The following is a 17,994-nucleotide window of genomic DNA, read 5'->3' as shown; positions in this document are numbered from 1 at the left end:
ATGAAACGAAATAGTGTGATGAGTATTGTTGGAGGATTAATCCTGTTATCTTCTTGCCATGATCTGGACTTGAACCCGTTAGCAAAAGGTTCTACGGAAACCTGGTATTCCACGGAAACGGAAATTACGATGGCGGTAAATGATTTATATCGTGTCACATTTTGGCAACAAGATGGCGAATATCAGTCTGACTGGTCTGACGATTATACGTATCGTGAGGCATTGACCGCTTTTGAGAACGCTACGTTAAACGGACAAAATGATAATGTAACAAAGTTATGGGCCAATCAATATAAAGCGATAGCCCGTGCTAACTCTGTCATTTTGAAAGCCGACCGTGCCATTGAAAATGGAGTTTCTGAAGAAACCGTAAATCAACTGGTGGGAGAGGCCCGTTTCCATCGCGGGTGTGCCTATTCCAAATTGGTAAGTAAATTCGGGGATGTACCATTGGTAAAAGAAGAATTGGATATAGATCAAGGTTTGGCTATGGGACGTACGGATAAGAATACTGTTTTAAAGTTTATCTATGATGATTTTGATGCAGCTGCCGCCGTTCTTCCTGCAACTTATCCGGGTATGCAACGGGCTACAAAAGGTGCCGCATTGTCATTTAAAGCTCGTATTGCTCTCTATATGGCGGACTGGGCTACCGCTGCCGAAGCTGCTAAAGCTGTAATGGACCTGAATATTTATAAGTTGCATACCGATTATTCCGATTTGTTTCTGGTTGGTACTAAAAAATCGGATGAGCTTATTTTTGTCATCCCCCGCTCTGTTGAATATGCAGATTATTATTTGGATGACGGGACTGTCCGTAATGATTTGATACGTAATGCCGGAGGATGGGCTGCTACTGATCCTTCATGGGATTTGCTGGCGGCTTATACTTGCGACGACGGATTGCCGATCGACGAATCTCCAAGATTTGATTCGCACGATCCGTTTAAAAATAGAGATCCGCGCTGTTGTATGACGATCGTCCCTTTTGGTGAAAACTTTTTGGGTTATGAATATTCTCCTCATCCGGAGGCCGTCACTGTTATGAACTATGCCACTGGCAAAGAAGTAACGAATAATGATTCGCGTGTAAATGCACAATATGCTTCCTTTAATGGTTTGGTGTGGAAGAAAGGAATCGATAAGACCTGGACGGAGAACGGTTTTCGTGTCGCGCAGGATATGATTGTTTGCCGGTATGCCGAAGTGCTGTTAATATATGCGGAAGCTAAAATAGAACTGAATCAGATCGAACAGTCGGTATTGGACGCGATGAATTCGGTGCGCGCCCGTGCTTACGGTGTCGACCCGTCTGCGGCAGATCGATACCCGGCATTCAAAATGACAGATCAGGCTAAACTTCGTTATGAGTTAAGAGTGGAGCGGCGTATGGAATTTGCCAAGGAGCACATGCGTTATATGGATATGATGCGTTGGAAACAAGCTGAAATTGTGATGAAGAGAAAAGGATATGGAATTATATATCCGGCCTCTTTATGCGTGGAGAAGGTTACGAGTGTCGGTGACTGGTTTTGGCCGTTTGCTCCGGAAATTGATGAAAACGGATTACCGGATTTTACAAAATTAGAACAGACCGGAAAGATTGCTGTCCTTACGCAACGCTTATGGGACAATCGCCAATATTTATGGCCGATACCTACGAATGAGATTTTGATAAATGGAAATATGAAGCAAAACTCAGGTTATTAATCATTTCCCAGAACATGAGGATATTTTTATTTTACTTGTCAAAGGGATAGAAATATCCTTATGTACCTGGCATACAATAATTATCAAAAGGATCTTATGATGCGCAATAATAGAAGAAATTTTGTCAAGAAAATGGGCATGCTGGCTATGGCAACAGCTATGCCTGATATTATAAATTCTACTCCGGATATCACAAAGGAGAAGAGTCTGACCTTGAAGCGTTCAAAAATAAAAGTCGATGACCGTTGGGATGTGATCGTTATAGGTGGCGGACCGGCCGGATGTACGGCTGCGATTGCTGCTGCCCGCGAAGGTGCAAAGACTTTGTTGATTGAAGCAATGGGGCAATTGGGAGGTATGGGAACATCCGGGATGGTACCGGCCTGGTGTCCTTTCTCTGACGGAGAAAAAATCATTTATAGAGGATTGGCGGAAAAGATATTCAGAACATCTAAAAAAGGAGTGCCTCACGAACCGGAAAGTAAATTGGACTGGGTGAGCATTAACCCGGAATATCTGATGAGTATTTATGACCGGATGGTTACGGAGTCTGGAGCCGAAGTCCTCTTTTTTTCCCGGCTGGCAGCTGTTGAAATGGCATCTGATGAAACGATCGACGCTGTAATAGTATCGAATAAATCCGGGCTTGTTGCTTTTAAAAGCAAAGTCTATATCGATGCAACGGGAGACGGGGATTTAGCGGCATGGGCCGGTGCCCCTTTCAAACGTGGCTATGGAGATGATGGGGCTGTTCAAAAATCCAGCTTATGCTTTTCTTTTGCTAATGTGGATTCGTATGATTATATGAACGGACCGACACTCTACATATGGAAAGATGAAAAAACTCCACTCTATAAAGCGGTTCGATCGGGTAAATATCCTTTGGTCGATACCCATTTCTGCAATAATCTGGCCGGGCCGGATGTGCTTCAGTGTAATGCCGGACACATGGATGTCGATACGACTGATCCGTGGGCGATATCGCAGGCCATGGTATTGGGCAGGCAAAAGGCTGTCCAATATCTGGAGGCGATGAAGGATGTGCGTCCCACGACGTTCGGAAATGCATTTGTGGTAAGAACCGCTTCTTTGCTGGGAGTAAGGGATAGTCGCCGGATCGAGGGAGATTATATTTTTACCGTCGATGATTGGAGACAACGTAAATCATTTGACGATGAGATCGGACGTAACTGTTATTATATAGATATCCATAGCGGCAAGCATACGCCGGAACATTATGGGAAAGGTGAATCGCATGGAATCCCCTATCGATGTCTGACTCCTAAGGGCATTAAAAACTTGCTGACGGCAGGGCGTTGTATCTCTACGGATGAGGAGTCGTTTGGCAGTACCAGGGTCATGCCTTGCTGTCTGGTTACCGGTGAAGCGGCAGGTATGGCTGCTATGCATGCTGTTCAGCAGTCTGGGAATGATGTACATAAAATCGATACGGTGTATCTAAGGAAGAGACTGAAGGAAGAAGGGCAGTTAATCCTGTGATGTGTAAATAAAATGAATTAGAGATGAAAGTGAAATATATAATTGGAGTTTTGTCTTTGTTTGGGATTATAGCCTGTTCGAAGTCGAAAGAGTTGACAAATATACCCGACTCTGTCTCCGGCATTTATCCCCGTCTGGCTTATTATAATAACGAAGGAGAGTGTGGAACCGGAGCAGTCGTACCCTGGGCCGACCGGTTGTGGGTGATCACTTACGGTCCGCATTTGCCTGACGGTTCTTCGGATAAACTGTATGAGATAACTCCGGATTATCGGCAGATTATACGTAAAGAAAGTATTGGCGGAACTCCGGCGAACAGAATGATCCATACGGAAAGCAACCAGCTTTTTATCGGACCGTATGCTATCGATAAAACAGGAAAAGTGCGAGTAGTACCTTATTCTGTTATGCCCGGACGCCATACGGGGAATGCACGTCATTTGACGGATCCGACTCATAAAATCTATTATGGAACAATGGAAGAAGGGTTCTATGAAGTCGATGTCAATACCCTGGAAGTACATGAGCTTTATCAGGACGGCAATAATAAAAAGAAGAAAAAGAACGATACCGATGCGGGACCGGTCAATGACTTGTTGCCGGGTGTTCATGGTAAAGGTTTGTATTCCGGACAGGGTGTAATGGTTTTTTCCAATAATGGAGAAGGGACTCAGGAGGCTTTGACTAAATTTGATGTAGAGGCCGGTGTACTGGCAGAGTGGGATGGAAAGAATTGGAGCGTTGTTCGCCGGAACCAGTTTACGGAGGTGACTGGCCCTGGTGGTATCTGCGGGAACAGGCATCCGGAAACAGATCCGTTATGGGCTATTGGTTGGGACCATAAATCAATTTTGTTGGGTGTGCGTGACGCGAAGAAAGGATGGTCTTTTTACCGGCTGCCGAAAGCCAGTCACAGCTATGACGGAGCGCATGGTTGGAATACCGAATGGCCGCGTATCCGTAATATCGGAACAGAATCCGAACCGGATTATCTGATGACGATGCATGGGCTGTTCTGGCGTTTTCCCGGAACTTTTACTGCCGGAAATAGTGCCGGCCTACGTCCGCGGTCGGCTTATCTGAAAGTAATAGGTGATTTTACCCGCTGGAACGATCGGCTGGTTTTCGGTTGTGACGATTCCGCTCAGAAAGAATTTCTTAACAAACGGAAAGTAAAAGGAGATATAGAAGGTCCGGGGCAATCGAACTCGAATTTGTGGTTTACTTCCTTTACGAAACCCGATGAATTAGGGCCGGCTACAGTCGAAGGGGCAGTCTGGGCAAGAGAAAACGTAAAAGCAGGATGTGCTTCCGAGCCATTTCTGTTTGCCGGGTGGGATCATCGTTGTGCCTGGATAAAGAATGAAGGTAAGCAGTCTGTTACTTTTACTTTTGAAGTGGATGAAAGAGGCAGAAACGATTGGACTGTCATGAAGTCTGTGACGATTGATGCGGGCAAAGCGGCCTTTGTTCCTTTTGCCGGCGTGGAAAAAGGGGAATGGATCCGCTTGAAAACAGATAAGAATACGGTGGCGACCGCTGGTTTTGCTTATACATCTTTAGATAATCGTCCTGTAACTTCTGATCCGGTTTATAAAGGAATGACCGGTGTCGATAAAAATAGGACTGTCGGCGGATTACTGTATGGACTCGGAAATGATCGTCGCGCCTTGGGCGTATTGGCAAACACGGTTGTGGTTGGTAGAGTTACGGAAACCGGTTATTATGAAATGGGTGAGAAGTTGGAATTGATCCGGAAAGAGGATGCCGGAACGGCTGATTTTATCCGTAGTAAATTTGCCATTCCGCAACAGGTTGTTTTTGTCGATAAAAGCTCTGTCTTGATTATTGATGATTCCGGGCGGCGTTGGCGTTTGCCGCTAGGTAATGAAAATTACCGGAAGTGGACGGATCTGGGTTTACTTCGTGTTTGCCGGGAAGTGGCAACAGAACGTGACCTGTTCTCCTGTATGGGGACATTTTACGAACTTCCGGCGGAGAATGCAGATGGTTTCGCCAAAATTCGTCCGGTTTCATCCCATCAGTTCCGCATAAATGATTATGCTTCTTATCGGGGAATGCTTGTGTTGACCGGTATAACCCCTGAAGAGGCTAAAAGTAATCCCCATATAGTGATTTCTGATGATGGGAAAGCTGCGGTATGGGTTGGTGTGATCGATGATTTATGGTCGTTGGGTAAACCGGTCGGAAAAGGCGGCCCGTGGCAGGACGAAACCGTGACGGCAGGTGTGGCCTCAGACCCTTATCTGATAGCTTTCTATGATCAGAAAGTACTGACCTTATCGCATCGGTCGGATAAAGATGTTACTTTTACAATAGAAGTTGATCCGACAGGGAATGGAGATTGGATGGAATATGCATCTTACAAGGTTAAACCGGAAGAAGAAATGGTCCGGCCATTTCCGGAAGCATTTCAGGCACGATGGATCCGTTTCATTTCAGACTCGGATACGAATGTGACTGTCTGGCTGGAGTATAAATAAGATGACTCCGGGGCTGGGAAAATAAAACTCCGGTCCCAGGTCGATCTGTAAACCTGAAAGAATTAAAGATATGAAAGACAGATATTTTTATTTGTATTCGCTTCTTTTTCTCCTGTTCTGGGGCACTACTGTCCTTTATGCTCAGGAGAAGAAACAGGAACGGTTCACTATTATGGGAGTAGGTGATTCTATAACAGAGGGTTCGGACTCTTTCGAATCTTATCTTTTTCCGCTTTGGCAAAAACTTCTCACTGGCGGGTATCAGTTTGATTTTATCGGTCCCCGTGAGAGCAAATGCCGGATAGGGATATTGAACCATTGCGGTTTCGGTGGTAAGAATGCAGAGTTCTTGGCCTCAAAGATAGACAGCATATATCGTCTTTACCCGGCTGATATCGTTTTACTTCATGCCGGGCATAATCATTCTGTTGAAGAGGAGCCGGTTCCGGGAATGATTGCCGCTTATAAATCGATCATAAGCCAGATACAGGCGGTCAATCCGTACGCCCATATCCTGGTTGCACAGGTAATACCGAGTGGAAAATTACCTAAGTACTCTTATATCCCCGCTCTGAACGGTAAGATTGTGGAACTGGTATCCGGATTACATTCTTCCCATATCAGCCTGGTCGATCAGACCGGGAGTTTTGACTGGGAAAAATATACCGTTCAGGATAAAGTTCATCCGAATGAAAAAGGAGCGGAGAGAATGGCTACGGTCTGGTTTGATGCCCTGAAAACGATTTTGCCTACACCTGTAATGGCGTTTTCTCCTGAGATAATCCGGTATAAAACATTAGCAAACGGAGATTCCCTCACCTTGCATCTGTTCAGACCGCAGCAGGTAAATGCAGGAGAAAGAAGGCCAGCTATCGTTTACTTTTTCGGTGGCGGATGGAAATTAGGTACTCCGATGCAATTTTACAGGGAATGTGCTTATTATGCTTCGAAAGGTATGGTTGCTGTATCGGTCGATTACCGCATTGAATATTTGCATCGGTCTGATCCGTTCGATAGTTTTGAGGATGCAAAAGATGCCATACGCTGGCTCCGAAAACATGCCGGCTCTTACGGGATCGATTCTGCTAAAATTGTTGCAGCCGGTGCATCTGCCGGCGGACATTTGGCTGCTGCTCTCGGTACAATCGGGAGTGGTGAACCTGATTCGGCCGGTTACAAACCTGATTTATTGATTTTATATTATGCGGTAGTCGATAATGTATCTCGAACTTTCAGTCATTCCCGAATAAAAGAGCGATACAGGGAGATATCCCCGATGCATCATATATCTGAAGGTGTTCCGCCGACTATTTTTATGTTGGGGACGAAAGATCGTCTGGTGTCTGTACAAACTGCCGAAATGTTCAGAGATAAACTTTTACGGAACGGCGTCGATTGCGAACTTCAACTTTTTGAGGGAGCCGGGCATCCCATTTTTTTGTACAGGAAAGAATTGACGGATAATTTCTACGAGGTAAGGAGAAAGACAGATGCTTTTTTATCCGGATATGGCTATTTGCCGGATAAATAGGGCTGGCTTATGACAAAGTATTATAAATTATATAAATTGAATCTATGAAAATAAAGTTGTTTATTATTGTTCTATTGCTTCAGGCCGGTTTAGGTTCTATTCGTGCCGCCAACCTTTTCGTAGAGGCTGAAAGCTTTACTCATAAAGGCGGTTGGGTAGTCGACCAGCAGTTTATGGATCTTATGGGATCGCCTTATTTGCTGGCGCACGGCATGGGAGAACCGGTGGATGATGCCTGGACGGAAGTTGCCTTCCCTGAAACCGGCACTTATTATGTTTATGTACGTACCTACAACTGGACTTCTCCCTGGAAGGATGGGGAAGGTCCCGGAAAATTCAGTTTGTCTGTCGGCCATAAGAAATTAGCGTCTCCGCTTGGTGCAGAAGGAACGGGCTGGATGTGGCAGGCTGCCGGAAAAGTATCGGTGAAAAATCAGCAGACAGTAATAATGCTACATGACCTGACAGGCTTTGATGGGCGTTGCGATGCAATCTATTTTACCACATCGGAAAGAGAAGTACCCCCATCTGACGTAAAAAAGCTCGAGGCTTTCCGCCGTAAAGCATTGGGATTGCCTGATGCTCCCGTGCCGGCCGGACAATACGATCTTGTTGTGGTAGGAGCTGGTATTGCAGGAATGAGTGCGGCAGTCTCCGCGGCCCGACTGGGCTGTAAAGTTGCGCTGATCAATGACCGTCCGGTTGTAGGTGGTAATAATAGTTCTGAGATACGTGTCCATTTGGGAGGGCGCATAGAGGCCGGCCCTTATAAAGAGCTTGGTAACCTTCAGAAAGAGTTCGGCCCGACACGTGGTGGAAATGCTCAACCGGCAGAATATTATGAAGATCAGAAAAAGCTAGACTGGTTGAAGAATGAAAAGAATATAACTCTTTTTCTTAATTATCGTGCTGTTGGTGTCACGAAAGAAGGCAATAACATTACTTCTGTTATTTCTAAACACATTGAAAGTGGAAAAGAAGTGGAATTTAAAGCTCCTTTATTCTCAGATTGTACAGGCGATGGTACAATTGGTTACTTGGCTGGTGCAGATTATCGTATGGGACGTGAAAGTCGGGAAGAATTCGGTGAAAATACTGCACCAGAGAAGGGAGATAAGATGACAATGGGTGCATCAGTCCAATGGTATTCAATTGATGAAAAAAGACCGTCCGTATTTCCTCATTTCAATTATGGCATGGAATTTAATGAGGAGAATTCTGAAAAGGTGATGATGGGGGAATGGACATGGGAGACAGGAATGAATTATGACCAGATAAAAGATTTCGAACGTATACGTGATTATGGATTATTGGTTGTATATTCTAACTGGAGCTTCCTGAAAAATCGAATGAAGGAAAATTCCCAGTATCGTGATCGTAAATTGGGCTGGGTAGCTTATGTCTCAGGTAAACGTGAGTCGCGCCGTCTGATGGGGGATTATATTTTGAAGGAAGATGATCTTCGTAAATATGTAGCACATGAAGATGGAACAGCCGCTACGACTTGGAGCATTGATTTGCATTATCCGGATCCTGATAATACGAAAAACTTCCCGGAGAGGGAATTTAAGTCGATCGCAAAACATATTAATATCTATCCGTATCCGATACCTTACCGGTGCCTGTATTCACGGAATATTGATAACCTGTTTATGGCCGGACGTAATATAAGTGTGACCCATGTTGCCTTGGGAACAGTTCGTGTCATGAGAACAACAGGGATGATGGGAGAAGTGGTTGGTATGGCCTCTTCCATTTGTAAGAAGTATGGTGTATCTCCTAGAGACGTATATCAATCCTATCTGGATGAGTTGAAAAAACTCTTAGAGGTTGGTACAGGAAAGAAAGGTTTACCTAATAACCAAAAATATAATGAAGGAGGAACTTTGAAGGAAATACCTATTGTTAAATAGGTATTTTACCCCTTCTTCTGCTTCTTATACTCCCTGGGCGACATCCCCATCACCTTACTGAACAACCGGGAGAAATAATAGGTGTCTTCTATCCCTATCTTGAAGCATATCTGATTGACTTTCATGTCTGTGAAGTCGAGCAGTTGGCAGGCTTGCTGTATCTTCAGGTGATTGAAGTATGTCAGCGGAGCATATCCGGTACGTTTACTGAACAGGACGGAGAAATGGGACGGTGAGTAACCTATATGGGTGGCCAGATCTGCTAATGTCAGTTTCTTTTCCAGATTCTCTTTCATATAATGGATAGCCGCGGTTACGATATCATTTGTATCGGATTCTTTGCGAGCTGCTTCCCGGTATTGTTGGAGATAGCGCAGAGATCCCAGGTAATAGTGAAATGCGGAGCAGGCATACAGCAGGTTTTCATGGCTGTATCCCATCTCCAGTGTACGGAATATTTCCTCGAAAAGGTCGTTACGGTTACTGATTCGTGACTGCACACTGGGTTTTATATCGATCGGGCGAGAGGCTTGTCCGGCAAAAGAGGAGGCCAGCTTCCCTTTAAAATGTATCCAATAAATCGTCCAGGGATTGTTGTCGTCCGAACCGTAGGCATGAGGGATTCCGGCCGGCAGGATAAAATACTGGTTGGCGGTCACGGTGTACTCCTGTTCGCCTATGCGGAACCATCCGGCTCCCTCTATACAATAGATAAAGACAAACTGGCTGACCGGTTCCGTCCGTTCGCGGAAATGATGAAGAGCCTTCGGGTAATAACCGATGTCCGTGATGTGCAGGATCGATGAAAGCGCATCTTTTTCCATTTCCTGTACAATGGATTGAGGTAACACGAGTGCCCGTTCGCCGCTGAAGCCGTCTTTTAGTTTGATCATGGTACTGGATTATAGATGCCTGCAAAGATATATTATTTATTCGATCAATGTATAATCCATTTATTCTTTATCTTTATCCCCGAATAATATAAAGAGGAAGAATGAAACCGGTTATACAATTTTTGAATAGGCCATTCGATTTGTTGGAATCCTTTCAGACCCGTATGTTTTTTATCGGAGGGATGGAGGTGTTCTGCGTCTTCTTTCTTTATCTGTTTTCTCCGTTTAACATTATTTCCTGGATCGGATATCTTTCTCCTTTCCACTCGTTTGCCCTGGCGGGATTGTTGGTGGTTGTCGGGTTGGCTATTTTAGCATCTCAGCTATTACAGACTTTTCTTTGGAGGAGACATCCCATGAAGATGTATCATCTTGGTTTGGGGTATCTTTTGGATGCACTCTTTCTGATCGTCTCTTTAGGTATTTTATATAAAAGTCCGGATAATCCCTGGATGACGAACTTTTTCCAGACAGCCCGGATGGTGATACCTATTCTGCTGCTATATTATCTGTTCGGGTTGAACCTGTTCGCTTTGTTGAAACTCAGGCGGGAGCGGAAGGTGTCTTTACAAAGGGCAGAGTCTTTCAAAGTACAGCCAATCCGCGCGGAACGGATCAATATTACCGATGAAAACGGGCAATTGCGTCTCTCTCTTAAACCGGAAGATCTTTTGTTTATTGAATCTGCCGATAATTATGTGCTGGTTTATTTCAGAAAGGAACAACGGGTCACTAAAGAACTTATCCGGAATTCCCTGAAGAATGTGGAAGAGATTCTGGTTCCTTTTGGCAGTCTTCGTTGTCACCGTTCCTATCTGGTGAACAGGGAAGCGATTCATTGTTTGCGGAAAGCGGGACGTACCTATGAGATAGAGATCAGCGGTGTGACCCGGACTGTCCCGGTATCGCGGGGATATGTCGGATTGATGAAAGAAGCACTCGAGATATAACCCGTTTACCCCCTTACCCATTCGTCCCGGAATAGGGAAATATACCCCGGAAACGGAATTGTTGCAGGAAAATGCCTCTATCTTTGCTACTGTTGAATTCAACGATACAAGTAATCATTAAAAAGTAAATTATCATGAAACAGATTGTAAGTATTTTATTTTGTATGCTTTTTTCGTTAACAGTATCCGCACAGGACAAGACAGACGGATTATCCGGTAAATGGGAGTATAGTGCGACCGATGTTCCTTACGGGTACGATAAAGGGAATATCGAGTTTAAAACAAAAGACGGTAAATTGAATGTAACATTCAGTATTAATTATGATAAGATTATTGTCGATCGGATCGATAAAGTGGGAGATACTTATAAATGTAGTTTGAGTGTTGAAGGCAGCGATGTGGAAATCGCATTTAATCAGAAAGACGGAAAATTAGTGGCTGACGTGAAGGTGGACGGATCACCGGTAGGCGTGAGTCTGAAGAAGTTGGAGTAACTCCCGGAAAAGCAACTATTTTCATTGGTGTACCGGCCTGGAAAGGAGAATCGAAAGATTGTCCATTTCCAAGCCGGTTTTATCTATTTCCCTATTAGCGGAAAACCGATTTCTTTGTACCATAAATTTAATTCTATTACCATGAAGCGAACGACTGCTTACTTATTACTTATCTGCCTTGTCTCAGCTATGGGAGGATTGCTATTCGGTTACGACTGGGTGGTGATCGGCGGTGCAAAGATTTTCTATGAACCGTTCTTTGGGCTCGAAGGCTCTGCCGCTCTTCGCGGATGGGCGATGAGCAGTGCTCTGATAGGCTGTCTGGCGGGGGCATTACTGTCCGGAGAATGGAGTGACAAGTATGGACGAAAAAAGATGCTGATCATCGCTTCTTTTCTTTTTGTATTATCTGCCTATGGAACAGGGGCGGTCAACAACTTTACCTGGTTTATTCTCTATCGCATAGTCGGTGGTTTCGGTATCGGAATCGCATCGAATATTTCACCTGTATATATAGCGGAGGTGGCTCCGGCATCGGTTCGCGGAAAGTTCGTTTCACTCAATCAGTTAACTATCGTGTTGGGTATCCTGATGGCTCAGTTGGCTAACTGGCAGATCGGGGAGTATTTTACGAAGGGTAGTGAAGTGCTGAGTGCCGAAAGTGTGGAATGGGCCTGGCGGTGGATGTTCTGGGCAGAACTGGTTCCGGCAGGATTATTCTTCGTTCTTTCTTTTATTATTCCGGAGAGTCCCCGCTGGCTGGCAACAGTTCGAAAGACAACGCAGGCCCGGAATATATTAATACGTATCGGTGGTGAGCAATATGCCGATCAGACATTGACAGAACTGGCACAGCTGACCGATGAAAAGGCGGAAAAGGCAAACTGGAGCGCCTTGCTTCAACCGGGAGTACGGAATGTGCTGATCATCGGAATTGTGTTGGCCATCTTCCAGCAGTGGTGTGGTATCAACGTGATCTTTAATTATGCGCACGAGATATTTTCGGAGGCCGGTTATGCCGTATCCGATGTCCTGATGAATATTGTGGTGACCGGGGTAACGAATGTGATCTTTACTTTTGTCGCAATTTATACTGTCGATAAATGGGGCAGACGGACACTGATGTTTGTCGGCTCGGCTGGATTAGCTGTTATCTATGCCATTCTGGGAACCTGTTACTTCCTCGGGATCAGCGGTTGGCCGATGTTGCTGCTCGTCGTGATGGTAATCGCCTGCTATGCCATGTCGCTGGCGCCGGTAGTCTGGGTGGTTCTTTCCGAGATATTTCCGGTTAGGATACGCGGAATGGCGATGGCAATCTCCACTTTCTTCCTTTGGGTGGCCTGCTTCCTGCTGACATATACCTTCCCGTTGTTGAATGAGGCGGTAGGGGCTTCGGGTACCTTCTGGCTGTATGGTCTCATCTGTCTGGGCGGATTCTTGTTTATCCGTGCCAAGCTTCCTGAAACGAAAGGTAAGACACTCGAAGAACTGGAAAAAGAATTAACGAAATAAATATACTGAAATGACTGAGAATGTGAAAGTTTGGGAAGAAGACATCCTTCTTCCTACCTATGGTATTGGCAAAGCTGAAAAGAATCCGATGTTCCTGGAGAAGCGTGTTTACCAGGGAAGCAGTGGGGTGGTTTACCCTTATCCGGTCGTAGAAAAGATAGAAGATACCTGCGAGGATAAGAGTTACCATGCTGTGTGGCTCGAAAACGAATATATAAAAGTAATGATCCTTCCCGAATTGGGCGGACGTGTGCAGATGGCGTACGATAAGATCAAAAACCGCCATTTCATCTACTATAATCATGTTATCAAGCCGGCTTTAGTGGGGTTGACCGGGCCGTGGATTTCGGGTGGTATCGAATTCAACTGGCCGCAACACCATCGCCCGAGTACATTCCTGCCGATCGACTATACGATCGAACGGTGTGCCGACGGCAGTGCCATTGTCTGGGTGAGCGAACGCGAACGGATGTTCCATCAGAAAGGGATGGCAGGTTTTACGTTGCGTCCGGGGCGTGCCGTGCTGGAGATACAGGGTAAACTCTATAATCCGACCCCGGTACCCCAGACATTCCTTTGGTGGGCAAATCCGGCGGTGGCTGTGAATGATGCTTATCAATCGGTATTCCCCGCTGATGTAAATGCCGTGTTCGATCATGGAAAACGCGATGTGTCCCGTTATCCGATCGCTACCGGTACTTACTATAAGATGGATTATTCGGCGGGAGTGGATATTTCCCGTTATAAGAATATACCGGTTCCAACTTCTTATATGGCGATCCGTTCCAAATATAACTTTGTGGGAGGCTATGAAAATGATACCCGTGCCGGTGTTCTTCACGTAGCGAACCACCATATCTCACCGGGTAAAAAGCAATGGACCTGGGGTAATGGCGACTTTGGACAAGCCTGGGATCGTAACCTGACAGATGCGGACGGTCCGTATATCGAACTGATGACCGGCGTCTATACCGACAACCAGCCCGACTTCACCTGGTTGCAACCTTACGAAGAGAAGACCTTTACCCAATACTTTATGCCTTATCGCGAACTGGGTGTAGTGAAGAATGCCTCTTCTGACCTTCTGATGAATATAGAACCCGATGGAAAGGGTGCTTTATTAAAGATATTTGCCACTTCGATACAAAAGGATTTGCATATTACCATCGAAAAAGCAGGGGAGACCTGTCTCGATATTACCCGCGACATAACACCGGAAAATCTACTGGAAGAGTTTGTCCCTGTCGATAGCCTGTGCGATGTGAAGGTTTGTATCTGTAATGCAAAAGGCAAACAGGTATTGACATGGGAACCTGAACCGGATGTTATCAAAGAAGTTCCCGAACCGGCAAAAGCAGCTCTCGATCCGAAAGATATACAGACTACCGAGCAACTGTATCTGACAGGCCTGCATCTCGAACAATACCGCCACGCCACTTATTCGGCTACCGATTATTATCAGGAAGCTATTCGCCGTGACCCGACCGATGTGCGCAATAATAACGCAATGGGTCTGTGGCTGATCCGCAAAGGACAGTTTGCCCAGGCAGAACTTTATCTGCGTGAGGCAGTGAAGACATTGACAGAGCGGAATCCGAATCCGTATGACGGTGAGCCGTTGTACAATCTGGGACTCTCCTTAAAGTATCAGGGAAAGAATGAAGAAGCGTATGACTCTTTTTATAAAGCTTGCTGGAATGCAGCCTGGCAGGATGCCGGTTATTATTCCCTCGCCCAATTGTCGACTGCCCGGGAAGACTGGGAGGAGGCACTCTATGAAATAGATAAATCCCTGCTCCGTAACTGGCATAACCTCCGGGGACGTCATTTGAAAACTGTTATCCTTCGTCACCTGGGACGAAACGATGAAGCGATAGCCCTGATCGAAGAATCGTTGCGTATCGACCGTTTCAACTTTGGTTGTGGTTTTGAGAAGTATCTGATAACCGGAAAGGAATCCGATCTGAAAACATTGGTTGCTTTGATGCGTCCGGAAGGGCATAACTATGGCGAACTGGCACTCGATTATGCGTCGGCTGGTTGCTGGGAAGAAGCCCTGAAAGTGGCTGATACGGCTATCAGGCTACATGTTGCCGACCAGACGATGTTGCATTATTATAAAAGCTGGTTCCTGATCCGTCTGAATCGGAAAGAAGAGGCTTTAGCGGCTATCCGTGAGGCAGAGAAACAAATACCTGATTGTTGTTTCCCGAATACCTTGGAAGCTATTCCGGCTCTTCAGGCAGTAATCGATTTTGCGGCAGAGACTCCGAAAGCATTATATTACCTGGGTAATTTATGGTACGACAAACGTCAGTACCCGGAAGCGATTGCTTGTTGGGAAGCTTCGAAGAAACAGGATGAAACATTCCCGACGGTGTTGCGTAATCTTTCACTGGCTTATTTCAATAAACTGAATAAACAGGACGAAGCAGTCATTCTATTGGAGAAGGCCTTTGCCCTCGATCCGACAGACGCCCGCATCCTGATGGAACTCGATCAACTGTACAAACGTCTGAACCGGTCGCATACCGATCGACTGGCTGTCCTTGATGAACATAAAGAAGTTGCATTCCAGCGTGATGATTTGTATCTGGAATATGTCACACTTTTGAATCAATTGGGCCGGTACGAAGAGGCTATCCGTATGATCGATGCCCGCCAGTTCCATCCGTGGGAAGGGGGAGAAGGCAAGGTCCCGGCACAATATCAGCTGGCACGTGTCGAACTGGTCAAAAAATATCTTGCTGAAAGTAAGTATATGGAAGCATTAGCCCTGATTGAAGAATGTTTCGTTTATCCGCATAACTTTGGAGAAGGGAAACTGTACGGAGCTCAGGAGAACGATTTCAATTATTATAAAGCCTGTGCCCTGAAAGCTCTTGGCAGGGAAGGAGAGGCTGAAGCTCTCTTCCTGGAAGCCAGCGTTGGAAACAGTCAGCCCGCTGCTGCCATGTATTACAATGATCAAAAGCCTGATAAGATATTCTATCAGGGACTTGCCTTACGTAAGTTGGGACGCGAGGAAGAAGCGCGTGGCCGTTTCAATAACCTGATCTCTTACGGAGAGAAACATTTGTATGATGTTTTCAAAATGGATTATTTTGCCGTGTCCTTGCCTGATCTGCAAATTTGGGAAGACGACATGAACAAGAAGAATCGTATCCACTGCAATTACCTGATGGCATTAGGCCACCTGGGATTAGGAAACACTGAAAAGGCTGTTAAGTATTTCGAGATCGCTGCCGGGATGGATAATAACCATCAGGGGGTACAGATACATCGGGCGATGATTTAGAAACAATCGGACTAATAATATACTAAACACGATGAAGCAACTTCTATTAATATGTATCTCTCTGATGATGTTTTCTGCTTGTAAGGAAACATCACCGGTGCTATCTTTGGCCGGGGAATGGCAGTTTGCGATGGATAGTACCGATGTCGGTGTATCGGAGAAATGGTTCGACCGTTCGTTTGCCGATAAGATCCAACTACCAGGAACGACAGACGAAGCTGGATACGGTGTTCCGAATACCCTGCCGCCTTCTATCGGTAAACCGCAGATACTTCATCTGACCCGTAAAAACAGTTATGTAGGTCCCGCCTGGTATTCCCGTGAAATAACGATTCCATCGGACTGGAAAGACAAATCCATCGAACTAAAGCTGGAACGTGTTATCTGGCAAACAAGGGTATGGGTAGACGGGAATCCTGTATCCGGATATAACGAAAGTCTGATCAGCCCGCATGTTTTCGACCTGACGGAATACCTGACACCGGGGAAACATAAGTTGACCGTCTGCGTCGATAACCGGAAACGACATGATATCTCGGTTAACGATATGGCTCATGCCTATACCAACGAAACACAGATTATGTGGAACGGTATCATCGGTGAAATATCCCTTACGGCAAAAGAAGCCCTTTCCATCGGAGATTTACAAGTGTATCCGGACGTTCCCGGTAAACAAATACATGTGAAAGGAACAGTCACTAATCGTGGGCAGGCTACAAGAGGCATTTTGCAGGCTGTAGTACAAAAGCAGAAAAATACTCCGATTACAACCGTAACGCGTGATATGGAATTTCCATCGGGAGAAACGCAGTTGGACATCACTTGCCCGATGGGTGACTCGATGCAGGTATGGAATGAATTCACTCCGACATTGTATCAATTAGATCTAAATGTGGAAGCCGGTTCGGTGAAGGCCGGGCGAAGTACAAAGTTCGGTATGCGTGAATTCAGTCATAACCAATCTGATCTGTTATTAAATGGAAATAAAGTTTTCCTGCGTGGAACGCTCGAATGCTGTATCTTCCCGCTTACCGGCCGTCCGCCGATGGAACCGGAAGGATGGAAGAAGGTCTTTCTGACTGCCCGCGAATGGGGATTGAATCATTTGCGTTTCCACTCCTGGTGTCCGCCTGAAGCTGCCTTTCAGGTAGCCGACTCTTTAGGTTTTTATCTGCAGGTGGAATTGCCGCTTTGGTCGGTTACGTTAGGTCAGGATAAGGAAACCTATCAATTCCTTTACAAAGAGGCCGACCGTATCCTGGCAGAATATGGTAATCATCCCTCATTCTGTTTTTTCAGTCTTGGAAATGAGTTGCAACCCGATTTTGATTTCCTGTCCGGTCTGCTGGATCATGTCAAGAGCAAAGACCCACGCCGTTTATATACGACAACCTCTTTCACCTTTGAAAAGGGGCATGGTGACTGGCCTGAACCGAATGACGACTTTTTTATTACGCAATGGACTAAGAAAGGGTGGGTTCGTGGTCAGGGAGTCTTCGATTCTCAATCCCCTTCGTTCGATAAGGACTATGTGGCTTCAGTCGAAGGAATGACCGTCCCGCTTGTAACCCATGAGATCGGACAGTATTCTGTCTTTCCGAACCTGAAAGAAATAGATAAATACACCGGCGTTCTGGAACCGTTAAACTTTAAAGGAGTAAAGCGGGAGTTGGAGAAAAAAGGCTT

At 45.6% G+C, this 17,994-nt stretch carries 11 protein-coding genes; 10 read left to right on the top strand and 1 reads right to left on the bottom strand.

Going from position 1 to position 17,994, the window contains the following annotated elements; translation table 11 throughout:
• From QZ076_RS15205 to QZ076_RS15185, 5 genes are all read left to right on the top strand, one after another.
• The gene (locus QZ076_RS15205) at positions 1-1,710 is read left to right on the top strand and encodes a RagB/SusD family nutrient uptake outer membrane protein (RefSeq protein WP_293714480.1); all 1,710 of its coding nucleotides are present in this window, start codon (positions 1-3) and stop codon (positions 1,708-1,710) included.
• A gap of 96 nt (positions 1,711-1,806) precedes the next feature.
• The gene (locus tag QZ076_RS15200; protein ID WP_293714478.1) at positions 1,807-3,210 is read left to right on the top strand and encodes an FAD-dependent oxidoreductase; all 1,404 of its coding nucleotides are present in this window, start codon (positions 1,807-1,809) and stop codon (positions 3,208-3,210) included.
• 23 nt (positions 3,211-3,233) lie between these two features.
• The gene (locus QZ076_RS15195) at positions 3,234-5,714 is read left to right on the top strand and encodes a hypothetical protein (RefSeq protein ID WP_293714476.1); all 2,481 of its coding nucleotides are present in this window, start codon (positions 3,234-3,236) and stop codon (positions 5,712-5,714) included.
• A 70-nt stretch (positions 5,715-5,784) separates the two neighbouring features.
• Complete coding sequence (locus QZ076_RS15190; protein WP_293714474.1) at positions 5,785-7,245, top strand: alpha/beta hydrolase fold domain-containing protein; 1,461 nt, start codon at positions 5,785-5,787, stop codon at positions 7,243-7,245.
• Between the two features lie 44 nt (positions 7,246-7,289).
• Entirely contained in the window at positions 7,290-9,158 is a 1,869-nt protein-coding gene (locus tag QZ076_RS15185; RefSeq protein ID WP_293714472.1) for an FAD-dependent oxidoreductase, read from the top strand.
• A 5-nt stretch (positions 9,159-9,163) separates the two neighbouring features.
• Here QZ076_RS15185 and QZ076_RS15180 read toward each other — a convergent pair whose 3' ends face one another.
• Positions 9,164-10,051 (bottom strand): AraC family transcriptional regulator, encoded by an 888-nt coding sequence (locus QZ076_RS15180; RefSeq protein ID WP_293714470.1) that lies wholly within the window; start codon positions 10,049-10,051, stop codon positions 9,164-9,166.
• Positions 10,052-10,152: 101 nt separating this feature from the next.
• Between QZ076_RS15180 and QZ076_RS15175 the strand changes: the two genes are divergently transcribed.
• From QZ076_RS15175 to QZ076_RS15155, 5 genes are all read left to right on the top strand, one after another.
• On the top strand, positions 10,153-11,001 hold the full coding sequence (locus tag QZ076_RS15175) for a LytTR family DNA-binding domain-containing protein (RefSeq protein ID WP_293714468.1): 849 nt from the start codon (positions 10,153-10,155) through the stop codon (positions 10,999-11,001).
• A 134-nt stretch (positions 11,002-11,135) separates the two neighbouring features.
• The gene (locus QZ076_RS15170) at positions 11,136-11,495 is read left to right on the top strand and encodes a hypothetical protein (protein WP_293714466.1); all 360 of its coding nucleotides are present in this window, start codon (positions 11,136-11,138) and stop codon (positions 11,493-11,495) included.
• Between the two features lie 141 nt (positions 11,496-11,636).
• Complete coding sequence (locus QZ076_RS15165; protein ID WP_293714464.1) at positions 11,637-13,010, top strand: sugar porter family MFS transporter; 1,374 nt, start codon at positions 11,637-11,639, stop codon at positions 13,008-13,010.
• Between the two features lie 10 nt (positions 13,011-13,020).
• A complete protein-coding gene (locus tag QZ076_RS15160; RefSeq protein WP_293714462.1) occupies positions 13,021-16,308 on the top strand; it encodes a DUF5107 domain-containing protein in 3,288 nt (1,095 codons plus the stop codon).
• A 31-nt stretch (positions 16,309-16,339) separates the two neighbouring features.
• On the top strand, positions 16,340-17,994 hold a 1,655-nt coding region (locus tag QZ076_RS15155; protein WP_293714460.1), incomplete at its 3' end, for a sugar-binding domain-containing protein.

This window comes from uncultured Parabacteroides sp. (genome assembly GCF_905196875.1).
Taxonomy (GTDB): Bacteria; Bacteroidota; Bacteroidia; order Bacteroidales; family Tannerellaceae; genus Parabacteroides.
Note: the sequence above shows the minus strand (reverse complement) of the source record. Positions and strands in the feature narration are given on the sequence as shown.